This is a genomic window from Pseudoalteromonas citrea, from assembly GCF_000238375.3.
Taxonomy (GTDB): domain Bacteria; phylum Pseudomonadota; class Gammaproteobacteria; order Enterobacterales; family Alteromonadaceae; genus Pseudoalteromonas; species Pseudoalteromonas citrea.
In genome coordinates, this window is record NZ_AHBZ03000027.1 from 750956 (window position 1) to 771996 (window position 21041).

At 40.0% G+C, this 21041-nt stretch carries 20 protein-coding genes; 7 read left to right on the forward strand and 13 right to left on the reverse strand.

Annotated features, from left to right (window positions below; all coding sequences use genetic code 11):
- The first annotated feature begins 6 nt into the window (after positions 1-6).
- Positions 7-1266: an ATP-binding protein gene (locus PCIT_RS21225; RefSeq protein ID WP_010365291.1), complete on the forward strand. Its 1260-nt coding sequence runs from the start codon at positions 7-9 to the stop codon at positions 1264-1266.
- A gap of 32 nt (positions 1267-1298) precedes the next feature.
- On the opposite strand, the gene arfB is transcribed toward PCIT_RS21225, so the two are convergent.
- The 6 genes from arfB to PCIT_RS21255 form a co-directional block, all read right to left on the reverse strand.
- Positions 1299-1712: an alternative ribosome rescue aminoacyl-tRNA hydrolase ArfB gene (gene arfB / locus PCIT_RS21230; RefSeq protein WP_010365290.1), complete on the reverse strand. Its 414-nt coding sequence runs from the start codon at positions 1710-1712 to the stop codon at positions 1299-1301.
- 97 nt (positions 1713-1809) lie between these two features.
- Positions 1810-3015 (reverse strand): ABC transporter permease, encoded by a 1206-nt coding sequence (locus PCIT_RS21235; protein WP_010365289.1) that lies wholly within the window; start codon positions 3013-3015, stop codon positions 1810-1812.
- Positions 3016-3026: 11 nt separating this feature from the next.
- The gene (locus tag PCIT_RS21240) at positions 3027-4343 is read right to left on the reverse strand and encodes an ABC transporter permease (RefSeq protein WP_010365288.1); all 1317 of its coding nucleotides are present in this window, start codon (positions 4341-4343) and stop codon (positions 3027-3029) included.
- 10 nt (positions 4344-4353) lie between these two features.
- Positions 4354-5043 (reverse strand): ABC transporter ATP-binding protein, encoded by a 690-nt coding sequence (locus PCIT_RS21245; RefSeq protein WP_010365287.1) that lies wholly within the window; start codon positions 5041-5043, stop codon positions 4354-4356.
- A 12-nt stretch (positions 5044-5055) separates the two neighbouring features.
- Positions 5056-6336: an efflux RND transporter periplasmic adaptor subunit gene (locus tag PCIT_RS21250; RefSeq protein WP_010365286.1), complete on the reverse strand. Its 1281-nt coding sequence runs from the start codon at positions 6334-6336 to the stop codon at positions 5056-5058.
- A 189-nt stretch (positions 6337-6525) separates the two neighbouring features.
- On the reverse strand, positions 6526-7353 hold the full coding sequence (locus PCIT_RS21255; RefSeq protein WP_010365285.1) for a hypothetical protein: 828 nt from the start codon (positions 7351-7353) through the stop codon (positions 6526-6528).
- 104 nt (positions 7354-7457) lie between these two features.
- Here PCIT_RS21255 and PCIT_RS21260 point away from each other — a divergent pair, with 104 nt between their 5' ends.
- Positions 7458-8351 (forward strand): response regulator, encoded by an 894-nt coding sequence (locus tag PCIT_RS21260; RefSeq protein WP_010365284.1) that lies wholly within the window; start codon positions 7458-7460, stop codon positions 8349-8351.
- Positions 8352-8361: 10 nt separating this feature from the next.
- Here PCIT_RS21260 and PCIT_RS21265 read toward each other — a convergent pair whose 3' ends face one another.
- The gene (locus tag PCIT_RS21265; protein ID WP_010365283.1) at positions 8362-8838 is read right to left on the reverse strand and encodes a hypothetical protein; all 477 of its coding nucleotides are present in this window, start codon (positions 8836-8838) and stop codon (positions 8362-8364) included.
- 204 nt (positions 8839-9042) lie between these two features.
- Complete coding sequence (locus tag PCIT_RS21270; protein WP_040698245.1) at positions 9043-9342, reverse strand: hypothetical protein; 300 nt, start codon at positions 9340-9342, stop codon at positions 9043-9045.
- A 125-nt stretch (positions 9343-9467) separates the two neighbouring features.
- Between PCIT_RS21270 and nhaR the strand changes: the two genes are divergently transcribed.
- Positions 9468-10361, forward strand: a complete 894-nt coding sequence (gene nhaR / locus PCIT_RS21275) for a transcriptional activator NhaR (RefSeq protein WP_010365281.1) — start codon at positions 9468-9470, stop codon at positions 10359-10361.
- Here nhaR and PCIT_RS21280 read toward each other — a convergent pair.
- Positions 10358-11287: a LysR substrate-binding domain-containing protein gene (locus PCIT_RS21280; RefSeq protein WP_010365280.1), complete on the reverse strand. Its 930-nt coding sequence runs from the start codon at positions 11285-11287 to the stop codon at positions 10358-10360. The genes nhaR and PCIT_RS21280 overlap by 4 nt on opposite strands.
- A 194-nt stretch (positions 11288-11481) precedes the next feature.
- Here PCIT_RS21280 and PCIT_RS21285 point away from each other — a divergent pair, with 194 nt between their 5' ends.
- Positions 11482-11949 (forward strand): OsmC family protein, encoded by a 468-nt coding sequence (locus PCIT_RS21285; RefSeq protein ID WP_010365279.1) that lies wholly within the window; start codon positions 11482-11484, stop codon positions 11947-11949.
- Positions 11950-12058: 109 nt separating this feature from the next.
- Here the strand turns inward: PCIT_RS21285 and PCIT_RS21290 are convergent, their stop codons facing one another.
- Both PCIT_RS21290 and PCIT_RS21295 read right to left on the reverse strand, forming a co-directional pair.
- Positions 12059-13225 carry an ATP-binding protein gene (locus PCIT_RS21290; protein WP_010365278.1) on the reverse strand — a complete coding sequence of 389 codons (1167 nt, stop codon included), beginning with the start codon at positions 13223-13225 and terminating at the stop codon, positions 12059-12061.
- Positions 13218-13892, reverse strand: coding sequence for a response regulator transcription factor (locus PCIT_RS21295; RefSeq protein ID WP_010365277.1), 675 nt, complete (start codon positions 13890-13892; stop codon positions 13218-13220). The genes PCIT_RS21290 and PCIT_RS21295 overlap by 8 nt, the downstream gene beginning before the upstream one ends.
- Positions 13893-13963: 71 nt before the next feature.
- Between PCIT_RS21295 and PCIT_RS21300 the strand changes: the two genes are divergently transcribed.
- Positions 13964-15691 carry an amidohydrolase gene (locus PCIT_RS21300; protein ID WP_010365275.1) on the forward strand — a complete coding sequence of 576 codons (1728 nt, stop codon included), beginning with the start codon at positions 13964-13966 and terminating at the stop codon, positions 15689-15691.
- Between the two features lie 254 nt (positions 15692-15945).
- On the opposite strand, the gene PCIT_RS21305 is transcribed toward PCIT_RS21300, so the two are convergent.
- The gene (locus tag PCIT_RS21305) at positions 15946-16386 is read right to left on the reverse strand and encodes a hypothetical protein (RefSeq protein ID WP_010365274.1); all 441 of its coding nucleotides are present in this window, start codon (positions 16384-16386) and stop codon (positions 15946-15948) included.
- A gap of 601 nt (positions 16387-16987) precedes the next feature.
- Here PCIT_RS21305 and PCIT_RS21310 point away from each other — a divergent pair.
- Positions 16988-18025, forward strand: a complete 1038-nt coding sequence (locus tag PCIT_RS21310) for an IS110 family RNA-guided transposase (RefSeq protein ID WP_192992835.1) — start codon at positions 16988-16990, stop codon at positions 18023-18025.
- 458 nt (positions 18026-18483) lie between these two features.
- Here PCIT_RS21310 and PCIT_RS21315 read toward each other — a convergent pair whose 3' ends face one another.
- Positions 18484-19077 carry a hypothetical protein gene (locus tag PCIT_RS21315; protein WP_010368180.1) on the reverse strand — a complete coding sequence of 198 codons (594 nt, stop codon included), beginning with the start codon at positions 19075-19077 and terminating at the stop codon, positions 18484-18486.
- A 630-nt stretch (positions 19078-19707) separates the two neighbouring features.
- Between PCIT_RS21315 and PCIT_RS21320 the strand changes: the two genes are divergently transcribed.
- A complete protein-coding gene (locus PCIT_RS21320) occupies positions 19708-20682 on the forward strand; it encodes a transposase (protein ID WP_010368179.1) in 975 nt (324 codons plus the stop codon).
- Positions 20683-21041 lie beyond the last annotated feature (359 nt).

The following is a 21041-nucleotide window of genomic DNA, read 5'->3' on the forward strand; positions in this document are numbered from 1 at the left end:
GAATTTATGATCCGATTATTGATCAGCTTATATTTGGTGGTGTTTGTTAGTATTGTACTGATCAATCAAAGTAGTGAGCTGATCTGGAAAAGTTGGGTTCATCAGGCGCCTGACGAATTGCGTCACGCACAGCAAGTAGCCAAAGTATTGCAGGGAAGTGTATCTGATATAAGCCAATTGCCTGCTACCGTCGAGACTTTATCCTCAGACGATGTTGCTTGGCTACCAGAGCAAATGGCGGCTTTACAACAAGGTGACGTGATCACGACCTTCACTGAGCAAGGTAATGCTTTGCTGACGTTTCGGATTAACGGCGGAGATGAACTCGCGCAGCTTGGTCCCTTTTTACCTGCAAGCAATGCACTTGCGAAAAAGTACTTATTTAAATTACTTTCGTTTGCTGTCCTTGGTTTACTTTTAGTATTGTGGCTGAGACCCTTGTGGCTCGACTTGATGCAATTGAAACGCGTTACTGCACAGTTGGCACAAGGGCAACTTGATATATCGATCCAGCCTTCTAAGTTTTCTGCAATTTCGAATTTAACCAGCCAGTTTCATGCTATGGCAACTAAAGTTGCAAGCTTAATGAGCGACCAAAAGCAGCTTGTGAATGCGGTTTCTCATGAGCTTAGAACTCCGCTGGCGAGGCTGAAGTTTGCATTGGCGATGTTGGCTGCGAAAGACCCTAAAGAAGTGCAAGCGATGTCTCAAGATGTGCAGGAAATGGAATTATTGATAGACGAAATGCTGGGCTATGCGCGCCTTGAAATTGCCGCCGAGTCTTTGGAGTATCACTTTTTTGATTTTTCGGCATTGGTTCAGTGCCAAATTGATAAGTTGCAAAGAACTAACTCAAAAGATTTACATGTAGCTTTGAGCCCAAATATTCAGCTTTATGCTGATCAGCATTATATTGCTCGGGTAGTACAAAATTTATTACAGAACGCGTGTAAGTATGGAAAGTCAAAAGTACACATCACATTACTTGTGAATCATGATGAAGTTGAGCTTCATGTTGAAGATGATGGCGCAGGCATTAACCCTGAAGATAGGAACAAGGTGTTTGCACCTTTTGTACGTGTTGATCGTAGCAGAAATAAAGCCTCAGGAGGCTTTGGCCTCGGGTTAGCAATCGTGCAAAAGATATTAACTTGGCATAATGGACGGTGTGAGATTAATACCTCTGAATTAGGTGGTGCACAATTTGTGATGTACCTTCCTAGTAGTAAGAACCCTCTGTCGTTAGAGGGTAGAGCGATATCATAAAGGTTGGTACAAGGCTCAAAAGTAAAGCGGGCTTAATATTTTAGTTTCTTACGTAAGTTTTTAGTTTGGCCATGCTTTACTTTACTATCTACTCTTTTCCTTTGTGAGTTTCTCGTTGGCTTAGTCGCTCTTCGAGTTTTTTCCATTTTAGTTGCATCTAAAATGAGCGCCTTTAACCGTGTTAACGCTTCTTCTTTGTTCATCTCTTGGGTTCTATGGCTTTGTGCTTTAATAACGATTACACCGTCTTTGGTAAGACGACTATCCTTTAAAGCTAATAGCCGAGCTTTATAGAATTCAGGGAGAGACGAGCGCTTAATATCAAATTTTAAGTGGATGGCACTGGATACTTTGTTTACATTTTGCCCGCCGGCACCTTGCGCTCTAATGGCGGTCATTTCAATTTCCCATGCAGCGAGTTCAACGGCATTTGATATCTTTAGCAAAATTTATGATCTCAAAGTATATAGAGTGAGTAGTTTACCACATTCACTTTGAATGGCGTTAGCCCTGTGCCCGAGTGTGGGCGCAGGGCTCTATAATTCACGCTCCGCGAGTAGTAATAGCGGGAGAGATCTTTGCAGCTTGGCTAACTGGGTAAGCAACGGCGATTTGCCCGAGCAAAATAATTGCAATCGCACCTAAAAATAGGAAATTTGCCGGTACAGGCGACAGTGATAGCAATTCGACAAACTGGTTGTTAAGTATGATGGCTGCCAGTATTCCTATAAAAACGCCTATTGTTGTTATAATGGCATTTTCGAGCATAAAGTAACGGATGACTTGGAGTTTGCTTGCGCCAAGTGCTCTGCGTGTCCCTATTTGCTTTGTACGGCGGCTTATATTGAATTTGGCTTGGCCCAGTATACCGAAGATTGTAATAATGGTTAGGCCGATACACACAACGGTGAGTAATTTATTGGTCGCTAAATCTTCTTGATAACTTCGCGTTTTCACTTCACTAAGCGCTTCAATACTGTCTATTTGCTTATATGGGTGTGTTAAGAGCTTTTCAGGGATTGCCTCTATAACGCTAGCCATTTGGCTTGGCTCTACCTGAACAACATAACGCTGGGTATCATTGGCTTCTTGTACTGCGGAAATAACGGTATATTCTACTGCGCTCCAGAAGTTCCATGCATTTTGTAGTTTATCGACAATACCAATAACTTCATGGGGTTCTTTGTGGTAATACAGGCTTTTCCCAAGCATTTCACGCCAATTATCTGGGAATATTTTCTCAGCCAATGCCTTGGTTATGATCACTTTAGATGATTTGAATATGCCATCATTTTCCACTGTTTGAATATCTGAGGGTAAAAAATTCTCCCCTGCAACAAGGGTTAAACCAAAAGCGTCAATGAGGTTTTCGTTCGAACCAAAATAGCCACCATATGCGACATCTTCTTCATTTGGATCTAATTTGAAGTCCATATAAAGCCCCCACCCTTCTAGTGGCAGCCCGGTGATCGGAGCTGCATTTACAACACCATAAATACTTTTCAATATGGTTAAATCATTCTCTAGCTGTATTGTTAAATCACCTTGTTCATTTGGTAAGTTAGCAATTACTATTAGTGTGTTTTCCATATTTGCGCCTACTGGGCGAGCAATTAAGTCACTACGTTCAGAGATCATGTAAATGGCATTGACGAGTACCATAAATGTTACTGCAATTTGAAATGCAAGCAATGCGGGGGCTACTTTTTGTTTTTTTAATGTTTTCAGTATGGGTATAAGATCGCGCATGTCTTTTCGTCCTATAAACTTTTTAGCTGGCTTGATGGCTGCATTTGACTGGCTCTGATGATGGGGTATAAGCCAAACACTAAACTAGATATTAAAGCTAATAAGACTGTGCCAATAAGTAATTGGAGATTCATTTGCATTAAGCCTGAATGCAAATAGCTGTATGTTTGTTTAGCTGCTAGAAGACCAAGCTGTGCAAATAATAGTCCTAATAAACCACCTACAACACCGACCACTGATAACTCAATAGCGAATTGTTTGATGATATCTTGTTTACTCGCACCGACCGCCCGACGTAGCCCGACTTCGCCTGCTTTAGCGTGAAATTTAGCTATCATTAAGCTCATACAATTGAGTAAGCATACGATAAGAAAAAGTACAGCCAACCACACTGCCATTTTACTGTCATCACTGACAACTTTTTCATCGATTAAATATTGCTTTAGCGGCACTAGTTTATTGTAAATACGGTTTGTGAAGCGGCCTAAAGATTGTTGCTCTTTGGCATGATTATCAATAAATGCTTGGTATTGATCATGGGCTTGCTTGTCGGGTAGCTCGACCCAAAAAATAACCCACATGCATTCTGATGTTAAAAAAGAGGCAAAAGAATCATCAGCAGACTCTTGCCAACAGGTACTACTGACTAACTTGTCAGTAAAAAACTCATTTTTTATTTGTGTATTAAAAGGAATAAATAGGTCATGTGGTTTTGTGTAAGCTTCATGAGGAAGACCATAGAATCTTGGTAGAGGCTCCCATGAGTTTAAAACGCCAATCACTTGATAAGTATCGGCGCCAAACCGGAATGTTTTACCAACAGAGTTTTCACCATCGAACAGCCAGTTATTGGTTTCTTTGGATAATACCGCAACCTGTGCTGCATCTTTACCATCTTGTTTACTCCAGCCAGAACCATATAAAAAAGGGGTTTCAAACATGCTGAAAAAATCACTGGTGGTTGTGCGAACTTTTAAACTTTTAGGGATGATATGAGCATTATTTTCATGACTAATTTTTTTCTGAATAGCGCTAAGTGCAACCTGGTATTTGGGTATATCTGACTCGAGCAATGCCTGAGTGTCCTGATAGGTGATCGTGTAAGGCAAATCTTTTCCGTCACCATAAATTTCATCCATACTATCAAGCTGAACTTGGAACAGTTGCGCGCTTTTATTAGGGATTGGATCCTTGGACATCATATAACTGACAGTGTAAGTCGTCATGGTTGCACCAATTCCAATCGCAATCATTGTCACCATTAATAGACTTAACAGGGGCGTTTTCCGTAAGCTCAGTAGTGCCAATTTGAAATAGTATGAATACATATTGAAGCCTTTAAGCGATTTCTTTTTGGATATTTGGGCTGTCAGATAAGTGCCCATCTTTAATTTGTACAATACGCTGTGCCTGGGCGGCTTGTTCATTATCGTGAGTCACCATGATAATACTTGTGCCTGCGGCATTGATGTCTTTGAGTAATGACATAATGCCTTCTGCCATTTTTGAGTCGAGGTTCCCCGTTGGCTCATCGGCTAAAATAACTGAAGGGGTGCCCGCAATGGCTCGGGCGATAGCAACGCGTTGCTGTTGACCACCAGAAAGCTGGGTTGGGTAATGGTCTTTTCGCCCCGCTAGGCCGACTTGTTCAAGCGCTTGCATAATGCGTTTGTGTCGTTCATTGCTGCTAAATTTCCTATAGCGCAATGGCATATCGACATTGTCATAAAGATTGAGTTCTGGAATGAGATTAAAGCTCTGAAATACAAATCCTATTTTCTCATTTCTATAGGCCGATTTTTTCTTATCTGTAAACTGCGCAACATCTTGTCCGTCTAATTCATATAACCCATCCGAGTGCTCTTCGAGTAACCCTGCAATATTTAAAAATGTGGTTTTCCCTGAACCAGAAGGTCCAATAACGCTGACGAACTCGCCTTGCTCAATAGTAAGGTCAAAGGGATGAAGTGCTTGCGTTTTAATTGCATCCGTAAGAAACGCTTTTGACAAATTTTTCATTTTTAACATTATGATTATCTCTTATTGTAGGATGCGTACACTGGGTGCATCTTTAAAAATGTCTGAGTCAGATATCACCACGGTATCGCCGGTTTTTAAACCTGATATCACTTCTACTTTACCTAGGCTACGCGAGCCTATTTTTATTGGGGTTTTCACTGCGGAGTTATCGCTGACGACATAAGCAAATTGCCCATTATAGGTTTTTAAAAACTGGCCTCGAGGCAAATACTGAATATTATTTTTACGTTCTAAAATAACCCGAGTTGTCAGGCGTTGGTTTTGTCTAAGCCCTGTTAAACTCTTATCTTTAAAGCGTATTTTTCCTTGAACGCGACCCTGAGCTATTTCGGGTGATATCGCAACTAGTTCGCCTTGATATATACTTTGGTTGAGTGTTATTTCAGCTTCCATTCCCAAAGCTAAATCATCGGCATAACTTTCTGGGATTTGGACTTCAAGTTCATATTCAGATAAGTCAACAATGCTCAAAAGAGATTGGTTTTTCGCAACCGAGTTTTTTTGCTGTGTACTTAAATTACCAACCAAGCCTGTTACAGGCGACGTAATTTTTAAACCATCAACTTGTCGCTTCAATTCGGTTACTTTAACCTGCTGAGATTGTAGTTCTAATTCACGGGTTTTAATTTCAAACTTTTGGCTTTCTTTAATTAGTGCAACTTCTTTTACTGCGTGTTCGTATTCACGCTTGGCATTTTGTAAATCATCTTTGGCTTTTTGGTAATCAATGTCACTGATAATTTTATTTTTCATTGCTTCGTCAGAGCGTCTCATTTCTCTTTGGGCTGCATTGAGTGCAACTTGTGCTTGGCCTATTTGGTTTTCTTGCTCTAAATTTGACTTTTTGACTTGGATTTTTTCACGTTCTAACTGATTCTTTAATCGAGTTAAGTTAGCAATTTGTTGGTTATATTCACTTTTTAATTCGGGGCTATCGATTATGGCAATAGTTTGTTGTGTTACCACGCTATCCCCTGCTTCGACTAAGTACGTCACAGTACCCTGTGCTGGGCTATATAATATAGGTCGACGAGCTGCTATGACCTTGCCTTGAACAGAGAGATCTCGTATAAACAGTCCTTGCTTTACAGCTGCTATGTTAAGTTTATCCTTGTGAACTGCACTGCTCCCTTTGCTCCAATTGACCACTGAGGGTAATATAAAAAAGTAGCTGACAATGACTGCTACAATGATTGAAAATGAAAAAATGATAATTTTATTCAGTGAGCGAGGCTTTTCTATTTGTGTATCTTGCGCACTGGTATCTGCGATATAGCTCATACGTTGTTTACCCGAATCCTTTCTATGTTTTCACTAGTTTATTCAAAATAGGTACGTGGCTCGTTAGTTATTATTCAGTCTAAAAGTCATGGGAACAAAATACACTTTATTATATAAAAAGTCACCAAGGTTAACAATTTGTTTTATTTGTGTGTTTTTACTGTTGTGTAATTTAAAACTGTTGGTGGGTTAAGAGGATTTATCTTGCTGGGTTTTAACAATTTCCAAATATCGACTTTCTATGAATTTTTTTTCCTTTGTTAGGTGCTTTAAGGCTGATTTTGTTTGCTCTAACTCCCCTTGTAGCTCAGATAGTTCAGGCCCATCTTCCGTGTTACTCGCTTGTAATGAAAGTTGTTCTAAAGCTTGGCTTTGCTCAGATATTTGACGTTTATAGTTGTTAAGTGTATCCATCATGTCGGCTTTTTCACGTTCAAACGTAAGTACCATTTTTTGCATTTGTTGTGGAGATGAATTAGCTTGGCCATTTTCGTTTTCAAGTGCTAAGCATCTCTCTTCTAGTTTTTCTTTTTCTTTTTGTAATGACTCTACTGTGTCATATTGATCATATAATTTCTTTCGCGTTACTTTGAGTTTATCCATGCTTTTATCCAAATCCCCTTTTAATTTTCGAATGAGTGCGTGAGATTTTGAGAGTTTTTTGTTTAGATCTTTAATAGATTGGTCTTCTTGTTCTGTAATATGATCTTGCGTCGAGTTACGAATGTCAGATAACTGTTGCTCTAAAGCAATTTGTATTTTAGCCAGCTCTGCAATGGTATTGCTATGATCATTAATGTAGCCAAGTGCGTTATCAACTGACTCTCGGCACATAGCGAGCGTTTCGTCATTTTGCTGTGATGAGGGGTTGTGAGTGCCAGTGCTAACCGATGACGCAAACTTTCTAAACTCGCGAAGAATTAATAATAAGATATAAAACCAAATCGCCAGAATTAACAGGCCGAAGTTAATGGCTAAATATTGGTATACAGTGATCGGTAATTGTAAGCTTGGCATAATGATGGTTTATTGTTAATTTTGTCAATCATATCTATTCAGTTTAGTGATGGATGAAAAATATGCCTATAATAAAAAACAAGTTTTTATAAAAGTTGTGCCGAGTGAAAATATTAATTGTTGATGATAGCCAAGCAACCTTAGAAATAGTAAAGCGTGCCCTAGAGAAGTTCGGCTATCGTAAGTTATTAATTCAAAAAGCAAATAGTGCTAAATCAGCGCTGCAATATATTGGTACTTGGAAGCCTGATATAGTGTTAACTGATTGGCATATGCCTGATATGTCAGGATTAGTGCTATTACAAGCAATCAAACAACGTCAGCTTAATATTACAGTGGCGATGATCACCACGGTGGACGAGCAGGCACAAATAGATCAAGCGTTGGCGGCGGGTGCATGCTTTGTATTGTCAAAGCCATTCACTGATGATGAACTTCATGAACAATTACTGCCGCTTGTGCAAGGCGCAGAAGAAAACGAAGTCATACTGGATGATATCGAAGTCAATGGTGAATTGGCATTACCTAAACTCAGCCAGCTTGAAAGGTTGATCCATAAACAGGTGGACGATTCGCTATGTATTAAGCCGATTCATGCGCAAACATTTGATGAAACAAAAGTTCCCTGTTTGATGGCTGTTTATGAAGATAGAGAAAGCCAAAAAATAAGAGCTGTGGGCATACTGGATGTTTATGCAGCTTGCGTTATGGCCAGTGGAATTCGAGTTATTTCTGCGGAAGAGGCACAGCAAGCTATCCACCAAAACTTAGTAAGTAGTGATATACTCGATGCGAGTAAAGAGGCGCTAAGTGCGACAGCTTTTGCATTTTTAGATAAAAAAACCAAAATGAGTTTACGAATAAAAACGGTTAAATTTGTTGCGTCGCCTTTTCGTAAGCTTGAGCTTTTGTATCAAACTCAAGCTGACAGCCGCATTGATTTTAGTTGCCAACGTGAAGGCATGGCGTTGGGGAAAGTTTTACTAGTCGGCTTTTAAAACTTAGTTATTAAGCCAGTGCACTGATTAATACTCCAGGATCTGTTATGCCTGCTTCTTTCATGGCTTCTCGCACATTCTCGACCATACTCATCAAGTTTGTGTGCAGTTGCCCAATATAGCTGGCTTGCTGTAATTCCATATCTTGTTTAACTTGTTTATCTATGTCAGTACGCGCTTTGAGTTCCAAAAGGCGTGTTTCCTCCTCTTCTATTTGCTCTTTAATTCTTTCTATCTGTTCTATCATTTTTTGAATATGCTGTGGCAGACTATCTTTTTTAGACTCAACTTTTTCTTCTTCGCCATCGTTATTCAAGCGCTTTTTGTCGCTCGCTGAAAGTTGGTATGAACCAGCTTCTTTTTTGCTACTCTCGGCTTCAACGGGACTATTCTCAGTTGAATCATTTTTCGCAGTTGGAGGTGATTGCGTTTGTGAAGGCAAAGGTGGTTGGGTTAGTAAAGGTGTTACAGGTTGGTGAATTTTCATCCTTAATCTCCTTATATGATAATACACATCATATATCGACAAAAAGGTGATTTACTTTAGTGTGTATTTATTGAAATAAGCGGCATCCATGCCGCTGCAAGTGCTTGGGAATAACTGTTTTGTTTTTACAACAGTATGGTTTCATGAACTAGAGTAAAGCGATGCTTTATTGATTACGTCTGTCTAAGCGATATGCCTTAGTAGTTAAGACAACTTGTATTTTTGGTCTAGCACCAGTTGGCTGTTATTTAATGCGCGCTTTAACGCTTGAAGCAAATCTTTTCCTTTGGCTTTTACTGATACATCTGGCAAACCAGGTAAGCTCAAATTTATATGGCATAGCTTTAAACCGGTATGCTGAGCATGAGTGATATCACTGACTTGTACGTCAACTTTTCGAATATTCGTCTCATACTTTGTTAAGTAAGTTGATACCAACTTTGACAGTTTAATTCTTGTCGCGGCATTCATTACTTTATTTTTGATTGTCAGTTTTAGCTTCATAGCTATATCCAAATATAAATTAAGTGTATTTAGTCGCGCCTCTATTGCAGGCATGCATTTAATCTACTAAGGTATATGGAAAGATAAAAGCTGATTATTTCTTATTTAATCATCGGTAAAAGCGAATGATAACAAACATAAACTATAACCACCTGTATTACTTTTGGCAGGTGAGTAAACATGGCAGCATTGCTAATGCCAGTAAAGTGCTGCATTTAACGCCACAAACTGTTAGTGCGCAAATAACCAGCTTGGAGCAACGTTTGGGTAAAGCGTTGTTTTTAAGAGAAGGACGTGGCCTTAGGTTAACTGAGTTTGGACAAATAACGCAGCAGTACGCTGATGATATGTTTGCAATTGCCGAAGAGTGGCTAGAGACGACCCAAGGTGACTTAGAGCACATATCGAGAACGTTGAGAGTCGGTATTTCAGACGCCTTGCCCAAATCATTGGTATCAAAGTGGCTTTCCCCGTTTATTGAGAATGACCGGATCACCAACTTACATTGTGTAGATGGACAACAAGCGGAGCTTTTAGCTCAAATGGCGACACATAAATTAGATTTGGTGTTAGCTGATAAACCATTAGACAGCTCGCTGCCATTTAAGGCTTTTTGCCACGAAATTGGTAAAAGTCAGCTGGGTTTTTTTGGTAATAAAGCGTCATTGGATACATTGAAAGAAAGTTATCCGCAATCACTGGCTGATGTGCCTGTTATATTGCCAGCAAAATCGAGCCCTATGACGAGTGCAATAAAATACTGGTTAGAAGAGCAAGGAATTGAGATCTCTATTGCTGGGCATGTAGATGATAGCGCCTTAATGAAAGCGTTAGGCCAGCAAGGCTTTGGGTTGTTCGCAGCGCCTTTGTTAGTAAAAGATGAGATTGAAAGGCATTACGATGTGAGGTCTATTGGCGCCATAGACAACGTATATCAACATTATTATGCCTTTACGCCAGACAGACTGATAAAAGATTCTATTTATTCTGAGTTTGTGAGGCATGCTCAGCACTGTTAAGTGCTTGCCTCATAATTAGCTGTTATATGCTGAAATTGTTCGCGCACCCAAGTTGCAAAAATAGCTAGATCAGAATGAGGCTCGGGTTGTTCAGGGCTTACTAAATAGTAGCTGTAATCAAGCTTTAAGGATTGTGTATGACACCGCACAAGTGTTTCACGTTTGATGTCATTATCAACGATATGATGCCACGCAAGTGCCAGGCCTTGTTGGTGTTTTGCGGCTTCTAATGCCAAAGTCACATGACTAAAGTGACGGTGCTGCATGGGTTGGTTGGTGGTTATGTTTAGCTTTTTTAACCACATTTGCCAAGAGACATTACTGGGTGCATCTTCGACAGCTGCGTCATACTGTAATAGCGGGTGTGACGCAATCAGGTGTTGAATATCAGCATTGCTTTTTTGCAACAAGAGTTGAGGGTGACACACCGGGTAAATATATTCATTTGCTAAAAATTGTGCATGTGCTTGTTGTGCATATCCGTCGCCAAAATGTAGATGGGCATCGATAGGTGCAGTGGAAAAATCGACTAATTGATCTTGGGCATGCACTATGACGTTGATATCTGGGTGGGCTTTATAAAAATGTGATAGTCTGGGGATCAGCCAGTTTTGTGCTAATGAGGGGATAGCTGCAATATGTAATGATCGTTGTGAAGCAGCTGCAATGCTACTTGCTACGCCTGCTTGAATAAGTGAAATCCCTTTGTTTGCACTGTGCATTAAGGCGTGTCCAGCGTCAGTAAGCCCTACCCCTTTTGCTTGCCTTTTGAATAAAGGCACACCGATATGTGCTTCTAGTAATTTCATTTGATGACTCACAGCGCTAGGTGTGATGTGCAATGTGGCCGCGGCTCGGCTAAAACTCAATGTTTGCGTGACGACCGTAAATGTATGGATAGCCGAGTAAGAAAATTGATTGCTCATTGTATAGTTGCGTGAGTTTTTATCATGTATTACTTAGTCTATATTTTTAAGCCTAATTTATACAAGGCTTTAGTGTTGCTTTTGTTACATGTGGAGAGCTTAGGTGTGAGTTAAGCTCATCTTTAAATGACGTATTATCGCTTTATATTATGTGATAGCCAATGCAAGATAGGTGCACATTTAAGGAGTAACGTATGTCACAATATAAAGCATTAATTCAGTGGAATAAAAAACCAACAGAAACTTTCATTGATAGGCAATATAGCAGAGTCCATCAATGGCAATTCTCAACAGGCACCTGTATAGAGGCGTCATCTTCACCAACGATTGTACCCCTTCCTTACTCACAAGCGGATAATATAGATCCAGAAGAGGCATTTGTTGCAGCGCTATCGAGTTGTCACATGCTATTTTTTCTTGATTTAGCTGCTCAACAAAAACTTGTAGTTAACTCTTATGTTGATAACGCGTGTGGCACGTTAGCTCTAGACACACGCGGGAAAAAAGCGATGACATATGTACTATTGGCACCAAGTATTGCTTGGGGTGACAACACCATTGTGTCTAAACAATTAGAGATGCAATTACACCACCAAGCGCATGATTTGTGCTTTATAGCTAATTCGGTTCTCACTCAAGTTGAAATCAAACCTATTTGCTAGATGTCACATCATAATGTGTGCTGTTCGATTGTGCAGATGGTGACTATTGAAATATAAATAGATACTTCATTATCAGCCCTGACGCTTATCTCTGTTAGGATTGACGTATCTAGAATGTAATGAGCAACTCGTAAGAAGTGCCCTCTTTATTGATTGTATATTGCCAATGTAAGGCTTCGCATACTTGTTTCAAGAGCAACAAACCTAAACCAGTACCTTTTGTGCTGTTTGAGTCTGCTGAATAAGAGTTTTTAAAGCGAAGTTGAGTGCTCGATGCCTTTACTTTGAGGACGCCACTACCATGTTGTAATGCATTTCTATAGATTTGTGCGAGCAATAAATTAAGTAAGGGCAAGTGCGCGTCAATGTAAATCTCATGTGTTATTGAGTCATGCACTTGCAGCCCTTGGGGGGTATATACTTTTGCCATATTATACAAAACTGCACTGACATTTACAGGCGTTAGATCTCGTATATTGATATGCCATAGTGCCAATATTGCGGTACTGACTTCACTGAGCGTAGAGTGAGCTTGTTCGAGTTGTGCAAGTACATCGAGAGATTGTAAAGGTAAGTCATCCAGTTGTTGTAATCGAGATAAGCTGTGGGTGATTTGTGTCAATGGCGTTCTAACCTCATGACTTAAATAGGCTGAAAAAATACGCTCTTTGTGCTGAGTGTGTTGCTCAGATTCTCGAGCGAGGATGAGTGCTTCAGCCACATTTTGTAGTTCAATAAACTTAAACGTTATATGTGGTTTATTCTTTGCTATTAGCTGGTTTAGCTGCTGCGTTTGTTGTCGGATTTGATAAGCGGCTTTTCCAATAATATAGAAAAATAATACCGTCAAGGTCGCCATCATCAAGATTACTAACGGTAAAATAGACGGGGATTCCTCTTCAGAGAAATAATGCATGACGAAAATAATATCTTTGGAATGCTCAGCTTGGTAAGGCAGTACATAAACTGCGTCAGTTGCGTGATGACCAAAATACACGGTATTAATGGGCAGCTGATCTGTTTCCCATAACGATATTGTCCAGCTCGGTAACTCATTCACTGAAGTTGTTATGAGCTTAAAGTCATCAGCATATGGAAGTGATACGAGCGATGCAGATGCTTGCTCGGCATCATAAAAAAGGTAATGCGCGGCCGTTCCATCCAGCGCAAAATCGTAGCCAATTTTTGCGATACCGCCCCACAATAACATGACCAAGCATGCGCAAAACCCAAGCCTCACACTTAGGTATTTAAAGAGTGATTGCTTGTTATTCATAAGGCTGCTCTTTAAGTGCAAGACCATGTTTTTTTAATGTATGTAATAACTCACTATCATTATTGTGACTAATATTACTACGTAGACGGGTGATAAGTGATTTGTACATATTGTTATTAACGTCTTGTTCTGGCCACACAGTAGCAATAATCGTATCTTTCGTTACGGGGTTAGGGCTGTGTTGGATTAAAAGTGTGAGTAGGCACCATTGCTGAGGTGATAAAATCAGCGTTCTGTCTGCACGTTTTACGAATTTTGCATCTAAATCGACAAATAACGAGCCAAGTTCAAATGTTTTATTAGGTTTTGTATTATGTTTTTGTGCCAGTAATTTTATGCGAACAGCCAGTTCCTCTAAGGCAAACGGTTTGGTTATATAGTCTAATGCGCCCAGTGAAAATGCCTTGAGTTTATCTTCAAGCTCGGTGCGGGCCGTTAAAAAGAGTATAGGGGCTTGGCTATATTCTTGTAGTGTACTGGCAAGTTCTAACCCTGTGCCATCAGGTAAGTTAATATCTAATATTATCGCATCATAATGTGATCCATTAGCAATCCCCTTGGCTTGGGTTAATGAGCTTGCATAGTCTACTTCAATGTTTTCCGCATTTAAAAAGTCAATAGTTTGAGCTGCTAGTAGGGTGTCATCTTCTACCAATAATATGATCATAGTTAGCCTATACTGTTACCTTCTGGTTACCACTGACTTGATATTGTATCGCTACACCTTAGGAGTCAACTATGAGTAAATCCACTATGATGTTAAGTTCAGCCGTATTAGCTATTTCATGTGCCATTGCTGGTTGTGGTAGCGATTCAAAATCAGTGACCACACCCACCGTGAAAAATAGCAGTGAAGTATCTAGCCAAGTTATTGCCACAAAAGTGTTCACCAATGGTGAAGTATACACGGTAAACCCAGCGCAACCTTGGGCAGAAGCGGTGGCATTGAAAGGGAATAAAATCATTTTCGTTGGTAGTAGCGAAGGGGCTAAAGCGTATTTAGGGGATAAAACACACGTTATTGACCTTAAAGGTAAGATGATGATGCCCGGCTTTCATGATGTGCATATGCATCCCTTGGAGTCAGCGTCACAAGCAACGCAGTTCACCGTGCCTTCATCTGCGAGTGAGGGGGAGTATATTGATGCGATTTATAATGCATCGGTGCAAAACCCCAATGCACAATGGCTTATTGGCTATGGGCATGAAATAGCAACGTTGCTAGAAATGGAAAGTTCACCGCTCGCGGTAATTAATGAGGCAGTGAAAGACCGGCCTGTGATCATTATGGAGCAAACATCACATTCTATGTGGGTAAACGATAAAGCATTACAGCTGGCCAGTATTAACCACAATAGCCAAGACCCAGTTGGTGGGGTTTTTGGCAGAGATGAGGCGGGTAATCTCGACGGTATTTTGTATGATAATGCGGGCAACCAAGTGATGGAATTAGCTATGCAGTCGCTCACAAATGCGAAGCAGCAAGATTATGATGGTTTGATTGAATACACTATGCCAGAGCTAAATAAAGCGGGGATCACGTCAATTAGCGATGCGCGTACCTATTGGCAGCGAGGTCATTTAGAAACGTGGCAGCGTGTTGCCAAAGAAGATAACTTAACATTACGTGTGAGTCTAGGGTTATGGGCTTATCCTGATATGAATGATGAACGTCAAATCTCAACGATAAAATCACTATATAAAAGTAGCTCTGATAGCTTACTGAAAGTAAACCAAGTGAAGTTTTACATGGATGGCATTTTAGTGAATACGACCGCCGCTATGAATGAACCATATCACACGAATTGGCTAGGCTTATATCAAAATAAAGGGTTGAACTATTTTACGCAAAGCCGTTTAGAAAAGTACATCAAAGCGTTGGAGCCAGCTGGTTTTGACTTTAATATTCATGGTATTGGTGACCGCGGTATTCACGAAGCACTAAACGCCATTGAAAATGCATCAAATGGCACTGCGCGCCATCGCATTACACACTTAGAAGTCGTTGACCCTGAAGATTATACGCGCTTTGATAAATTAAATGTGATTGCCGATGCGCAAGTAGCTGGTGATTTTACAGATCCAGGCCACTGGCATGAAACCATTCCTTTGATTGGCAGTGAACGCGCTCAAGATTTAGTGCCGATTAAAAATTTGGTTAATGCGGGTGCAACCTTGACACTCAGCAGTGATTGGAATGTAAGCACATTTAATCCTTTCGTGGGCTTGAGTAATGCAATATCACGTGCGCCGCAGAATATTACCCTAGCACAGGCAATTGAAGCATATACTATCAACAGTGCCTATGCGATGCGTCAAGACCAACAAGTCGGCAGTATTGAACTAGGGAAATTAGCAGATTTGGTGGTGTTAGATAGGAATTTATTCGAACGCAGCGCACTGGAAATCAAAAATACGCAGGTTGAAATGACGCTCCTCGATGGAGAGATTGTCTATCAGCGTTAAGGGTGCAGACGTGAAAAGAGGCTGGGTGGTAGTAGCTCAAATCTTATCTTACAGTATTGATGAATCGGTTCATATTTCACCGGACAGGCAGTTATAAGCGAAAAACAGACTGTCTCTCTAACTCATTTTTGGACACAAACGAGTTAGAGTATTTATTAAATAACGCTTGCCTAACCGGCGCAAAATAGCAGGCTAAAATTAGCGACGAAGGAGCTCCGTCTGCTATTTTGCGTCCCTTTTTGTTTAGGTACTTATCAGGTAACCTTCTGTTTATAAGTGATTTTTAGTAAAGCTGATGCAATAATATATTCTAAGAACGCAAAAACCATCTGGAGTGAAGAAAAAATACCGCTAACTATATCTGTAGGAGCTTCCCCTCTCGGAAATGGCTTCGTTTTATGAATAAAGTAAAAAAAGTTTATAAATCCATAGATAGTTATTAATGCCAATACAAATAAATATTTACCATTTGTAGCTGAAAAAATATGAACCAGATTACCATTACTACCATTAGGCATTGTTTTATTACACATATTTACCAATGGGATTGCCATTAATATGACAAAGGCTTGAAAAAAAAATGTGATTGACTTGAAAATCACAATGCCAAAGTGGCTGCAAATATTTATTATTACAACTGACAAAAAGCAAAACAATGCCAGCCCTGAAAAAAATCGAAGAGTTGATGGTGTCATAGTTACCTAACTATTTAGTATTTATGCGGCACGTTGTTTGTGCTGCATAATCGCTTGTTGGACTGAGCCGCTACCTGCTCGGTGTGTCAGAGTTGGTGTTATTTATGCTATGGGAATTTGCTTTTAGTGGCGTAACTTGTCTCGAGCCTATTTTATCGGCTTGTCTTTCGTGCTTAAGTCATCCCTGCATTACTCAGTACGTTTTATCGTGCCATTAGAGCTAATTTTCGCTGATTTATCAATGATATTTTCACCGCGCACGCACTTTTCTAGCCCGAACACTTAAGCAGGTTAACCCGTTGATTTAATGCAGCAAGCTCTGCTGATAGCTCGTTCGTGCTAATTTCATAGTCTCTTCACTTGAATTAACTATTTCGTTAAATCGTAAAAACCCTATTTTGCACGTCAATTTTGGGTGGGTGTCAGTCAAAATTTTTAAAGAATCACAGAGTAATTGCTTACTCTGTGATTGCCGTTTTGAACCCAAAACTGAATACATATATAAGATTTACGTTGGGTGATGAGATGGACACTCCCAAATCGGCGTCAATGCGCCAAACTAAAGGTGTGTTTTTAACGATAGTTAGTAGGAGCATCCATCATGAATAACGTTAGTATATTAAGCATCGATTTAGCAAAAAATGTCTTTCAACTTCTTGGAATTGATGAACACGGAAAACCTTGTTTCTCAAAGCGGGTTTCTAGAGTAAAACTCCATGAAATAATCCTTAATTTACCGCCTTGTAAAGTCGTTATGGAAGCTTGTTCATCCTCTCACTACTGGGGCAGAGCATGCTTAAATTCTGGTCATCAAGTTAATTTAATTCCTGCACAACATGTTACCCCATTTGTACGTGGTAACAAAAATGATAAAAATGATTGTTTGGCAATATATGAAGCAAGTAGAAGGCCTAACATTCGCTTTGTTCCCATTAAAAGTGAACAGCAACAAGCTGTGCTTTGTCTACATAGAATACGAGAAAGGCTACTCAGTACTCGTACTGCCTGTATAAATCAAACTCGAAGTTTACTCCTCGAATTTGGGTTTCACATTCCCAAAGCATACTCTGTATTCAAAAAGCATATCCATGAACTTTTATCACAAGATGTTCAACCTGTTATTCGCCTCATGTTGTTAGAAGTACAACAAGAGTTAGAAAACTATGATAAAAAAATTAAACTCATGGATACCTTGTTCCAACAAACTAATACCCACAACACCAGTGCAGAAATTATGCAATCAATTCCCGGGATTGGCCCTATCATTGCCTCCGCGTTTAGCGCTAGTATCGATAAAGGGCAAGCATTTAAAAGTGCGAAAGACTTTAGCGTCTGGCTTGGCCTTACGCCTAGGCAATATGCGTCTGGTGAAACAAATCGTTTGGGCACAATTACTAAACGTGGAGATGGGTACCTCAGAAAACAACTTATTCATGGTGCTCGAACGGTTGTGAACCACGCGCATAAAAAAGACGATGACCTGAACCTATGGGTCACTGCCATCAAGCAAAGGCGTGGTGTGAATAAAGCTGCGGTTGCAATGGCGCATCGTCTGGCAAGATTAATGTGGATATTACTTCAAAAAAATGAATATTACCGCCCCATACGTTCATGCAACCAGGTTCAAGGTAATGTTTAAATACAAAGTTAGATTGGCAAGCAGCTCGTAAAAGACAAGGGTGACTTAACCCGAGTGGGTGTTGAGAGTACTTGCCAATCGCCTATCATTGTTCGCTACAGTTAGATGAAAAAAGGCCTAGCCTGCCTATACAAAACCCGGCAAAGGCACGGTATATAAACCGCTTGGGTGTATTCAAATTAGGGTGTATAGGCTCGAAGCTCATTAGGGGCACTGAAATAACAGTTAAGCCCGGATATATGTCAGAGCAACGCTTTATTGCAAATGGGTCAAACGTCAAACAGTGGCAGCGACGAAATGAAAAAACGAGGTAGTTTATTCTACACCGCCAGAGTTATTTTGTTTGACATACCGGGAGTGTCCATATATGTCAGTTAAAATTGAATTGGTGTTAGTTAAAATTGTTAATGGGCCAAATTTTGTCCTTATTAAACAGTTTGTTATGTGCTTTGGTAAACTTAGAAAAGATCTACTTTTTTAGATGTTGAATTAGGGATGTTATCGTCAGAAAACTTCCCGCATATTGATGCCATTCCAAGCTTTCTTGCATCATTAGGCAACCCATATCTAGCAGAAACTCGACTTACAGCATCGTCACATCTGTACCACTCAGCCTTATCGCCAAGTAAATATGCCATACGAGCATAAAATAGCTCATATACATATGGATGATCTGGTTTACCATTTTTACCAACAGGTAAGCCCAAAGTTAAAAGGCTTTGGTTTATCTCTGTTTCTTCGATTTCTAATCGAGATCTCGTTACACCATTTTTTTCCTGAGCTACAAAATTAAATGAGTATCCATCAATTTCATTTGCAACAACATAAAAACCGATAGATGTTCTAGTTGCATTAAACCCATCTGACGTGTTTTCAAAATTAACATCACTAGGGTCTGAGAGACGAATAACTTCACGAGCTGCTGCTATAACCTCTTGCTTATTATGATTTTTATACTCCCTTAATTTCCACTCTTCCTGAGAAAGGTCTGGGCGCTGACTTGCACAGCCTGCTAATACTAAAACTGATGCGGCTGCTAATAATCGAACCATCTAACTACTCCTTGGTTATTATAAAAATTCCTGATTGTATATTCGTGCCTTAGCACATAACTATTTAGTATTTATGCGGCACGTTGTTTTTGCTGCATAATCGCTTGTTGGACTGAGCCGCTACCTGCTCGGTGTGTCAGAGTTGGTGTTATTTATGCTGTGGGAATTTGCTTTTGGTGGCGTAACTTGTCTCGAGCCTATTTTATCGGCTTGTCTTTCGTGATTAAGCCATCCCTGCATTACTCAGTACGTTTTATCGTGCCATTAGAGCTAATTTTCGCTGATTTATCAATGATATTTTCACCACACACGTACTTTTCTAGCCCGAACACTTAAGCAGGTTAACCCGTTGATTTAATTAAGCAAGCTCTGCTGCTAGCTCGTTCGCAATATCTGGCTAAGGGAAAATATGAATACTACTGTGTTACGATTAGCAAAACTAGCTGAAACTCGGCAACATTGATAATGTGATTACGACAAAGTTGCTCGGTAATTAGACCGTCAGTATCCCTTGTTAATCACACTTATTCAGCCGAATTAGGAAATTTTAACTGACACCCATCCAAAGTTGATTGTTTTTCATTCATTGCCTATCTTTTAGATTCAGCTCAAAATATAGGCAGCTCTCTCATGGCTACAGCACGTAAAAGACAAGTGAGTTTAACTGATACCAAATACTACCATTGTATTTCACGGTGTGTTCGCCGTGCTTATTTGTGTGGTGAAGATAAGGTAACAGGGCAATCGTATGAACACAGAAGAGGGTGGATAGAAGACAAACTGCTGGAACTTGCCAAAGTGTTTTGTATAGATGTGTGTGCGTATGCAGTGATGAGTAACCATACTCACACTGTACTTTATATCGATGATATAAAAGCTAAAAGACTGAGTGATAAAGCGATTATTATCAGATGGCATAAGCTATTTAAAGGTACCATACTGTCTCACAAGTACCTTCAAGGTGAGCGGCTAGACTCAGCGCAGCAATACTTTTTAAATAAAGATATTGAACAATTTAGAGAACGTTTAGCGAGTATCAGTTGGTTTATGCGGGTACTGAATGAAAGTATTGCCCGAAAAGCGAATAAAGAAGATAACTGTACAGGCAGATTTTGGGAAGGGCGCTTTAAATCACAAGCCTTACTCGATGAAGCGGCACTGGCAGCTTGTATGGCGTATGTCGATTTAAATCCAATCAGAGCAAAGATGGCTGACACACCCGAAACCTCAGACTACACCAGTGTAAAAACTCGTTGTGAACATGCCAAAGAAGGCAAGCAACCTAAACAATTGGCGCGTTTTGCAGGTAGCCCCAGAAAACATATGCCCAAAGGTTTGCCGTTTGAATTAAAGTCATACTTAGAACTGGTCGAGTTAACAGGTCGATGTATGCGAACAGACAAACGTGGCGCTATCAACCCTATCAATTATCCAATTTTAGACAGACTCAACATAGCCCCAGAAAACTGGTTAAAACTCACTACGCAATTTACCAAAGTATTCCACGGCGCAGTAGGGCGGCCTCAAAAGCTTGATAATTATTGTGCGAGCCTAGAAATAAAACGGCGGGCTAACTATCGACAATGCGAAAAATTGCTTGCTTAATTTTTAGACCATCAAGATAATCTTCAGAAAAACAACACACCATGGCTTGGCGGGAGAGCTGTGCCTTATTGATACGTATGAGCTCAGTTTTCTCTATTTTTGAGCTTATAGCGCATTTACTTGATTTTATTTTACTAACCAAACGATATTTCAGATTGAACGCGGCTTATTTCTTGGTATTAATTTTTGGTTGGGTGTCATCTTAATCTCTTACTGCTGCTAACCAAACGATATTTCAGATTGAACGCGGCTTATTTCTTGGTATTAATTTTTGGTTGGGTGTCATCTTAATCTCTTACTGCTGCTAACCAAACGATATTTCAGATTGAACGCGGCTTATTTCTTGGTATTAATTTTTG

Excerpts from the sequence above, each read along its gene's own strand:
- PCIT_RS21225 (WP_010365291.1), top strand. The coding sequence starts at position 7 with ATGATCCGATTATTGATCAGCTTATATTTGGTGGTGTTTGTTAGTATT.
- PCIT_RS21235 (WP_010365289.1), bottom strand. The coding sequence starts at position 3,015 with ATGCGCGATCTTATACCCATACTGAAAACATTAAAAAAACAAAAAGTA.
- PCIT_RS21240 (WP_010365288.1), bottom strand. The coding sequence starts at position 4,343 with ATGTATTCATACTATTTCAAATTGGCACTACTGAGCTTACGGAAAACG.
- PCIT_RS21245 (WP_010365287.1), bottom strand. The coding sequence starts at position 5,043 with ATGTTAAAAATGAAAAATTTGTCAAAAGCGTTTCTTACGGATGCAATT.
- PCIT_RS21250 (WP_010365286.1), bottom strand. The coding sequence starts at position 6,336 with ATGAGCTATATCGCAGATACCAGTGCGCAAGATACACAAATAGAAAAG.
- PCIT_RS21255 (WP_010365285.1), bottom strand. The coding sequence starts at position 7,353 with ATGCCAAGCTTACAATTACCGATCACTGTATACCAATATTTAGCCATT.
- PCIT_RS21265 (WP_010365283.1), bottom strand. The coding sequence starts at position 8,838 with ATGAAAATTCACCAACCTGTAACACCTTTACTAACCCAACCACCTTTG.
- PCIT_RS21270 (WP_040698245.1), bottom strand. The coding sequence starts at position 9,342 with ATGAAGCTAAAACTGACAATCAAAAATAAAGTAATGAATGCCGCGACA.
- nhaR (WP_010365281.1), top strand. The coding sequence starts at position 9,468 with ATGATAACAAACATAAACTATAACCACCTGTATTACTTTTGGCAGGTG.
- PCIT_RS21280 (WP_010365280.1), bottom strand. The coding sequence starts at position 11,287 with ATGAGCAATCAATTTTCTTACTCGGCTATCCATACATTTACGGTCGTC.
- PCIT_RS21285 (WP_010365279.1), top strand. The coding sequence starts at position 11,482 with ATGTCACAATATAAAGCATTAATTCAGTGGAATAAAAAACCAACAGAA.
- PCIT_RS21290 (WP_010365278.1), bottom strand. The coding sequence starts at position 13,225 with ATGAATAACAAGCAATCACTCTTTAAATACCTAAGTGTGAGGCTTGGG.
- PCIT_RS21295 (WP_010365277.1), bottom strand. The coding sequence starts at position 13,892 with ATGATCATATTATTGGTAGAAGATGACACCCTACTAGCAGCTCAAACT.
- PCIT_RS21300 (WP_010365275.1), top strand. The coding sequence starts at position 13,964 with ATGAGTAAATCCACTATGATGTTAAGTTCAGCCGTATTAGCTATTTCA.
- PCIT_RS21305 (WP_010365274.1), bottom strand. The coding sequence starts at position 16,386 with ATGACACCATCAACTCTTCGATTTTTTTCAGGGCTGGCATTGTTTTGC.
- PCIT_RS21310 (WP_192992835.1), top strand. The coding sequence starts at position 16,988 with ATGAATAACGTTAGTATATTAAGCATCGATTTAGCAAAAAATGTCTTT.
- PCIT_RS21315 (WP_010368180.1), bottom strand. The coding sequence starts at position 19,077 with ATGGTTCGATTATTAGCAGCCGCATCAGTTTTAGTATTAGCAGGCTGT.
- PCIT_RS21320 (WP_010368179.1), top strand. The coding sequence starts at position 19,708 with ATGGCTACAGCACGTAAAAGACAAGTGAGTTTAACTGATACCAAATAC.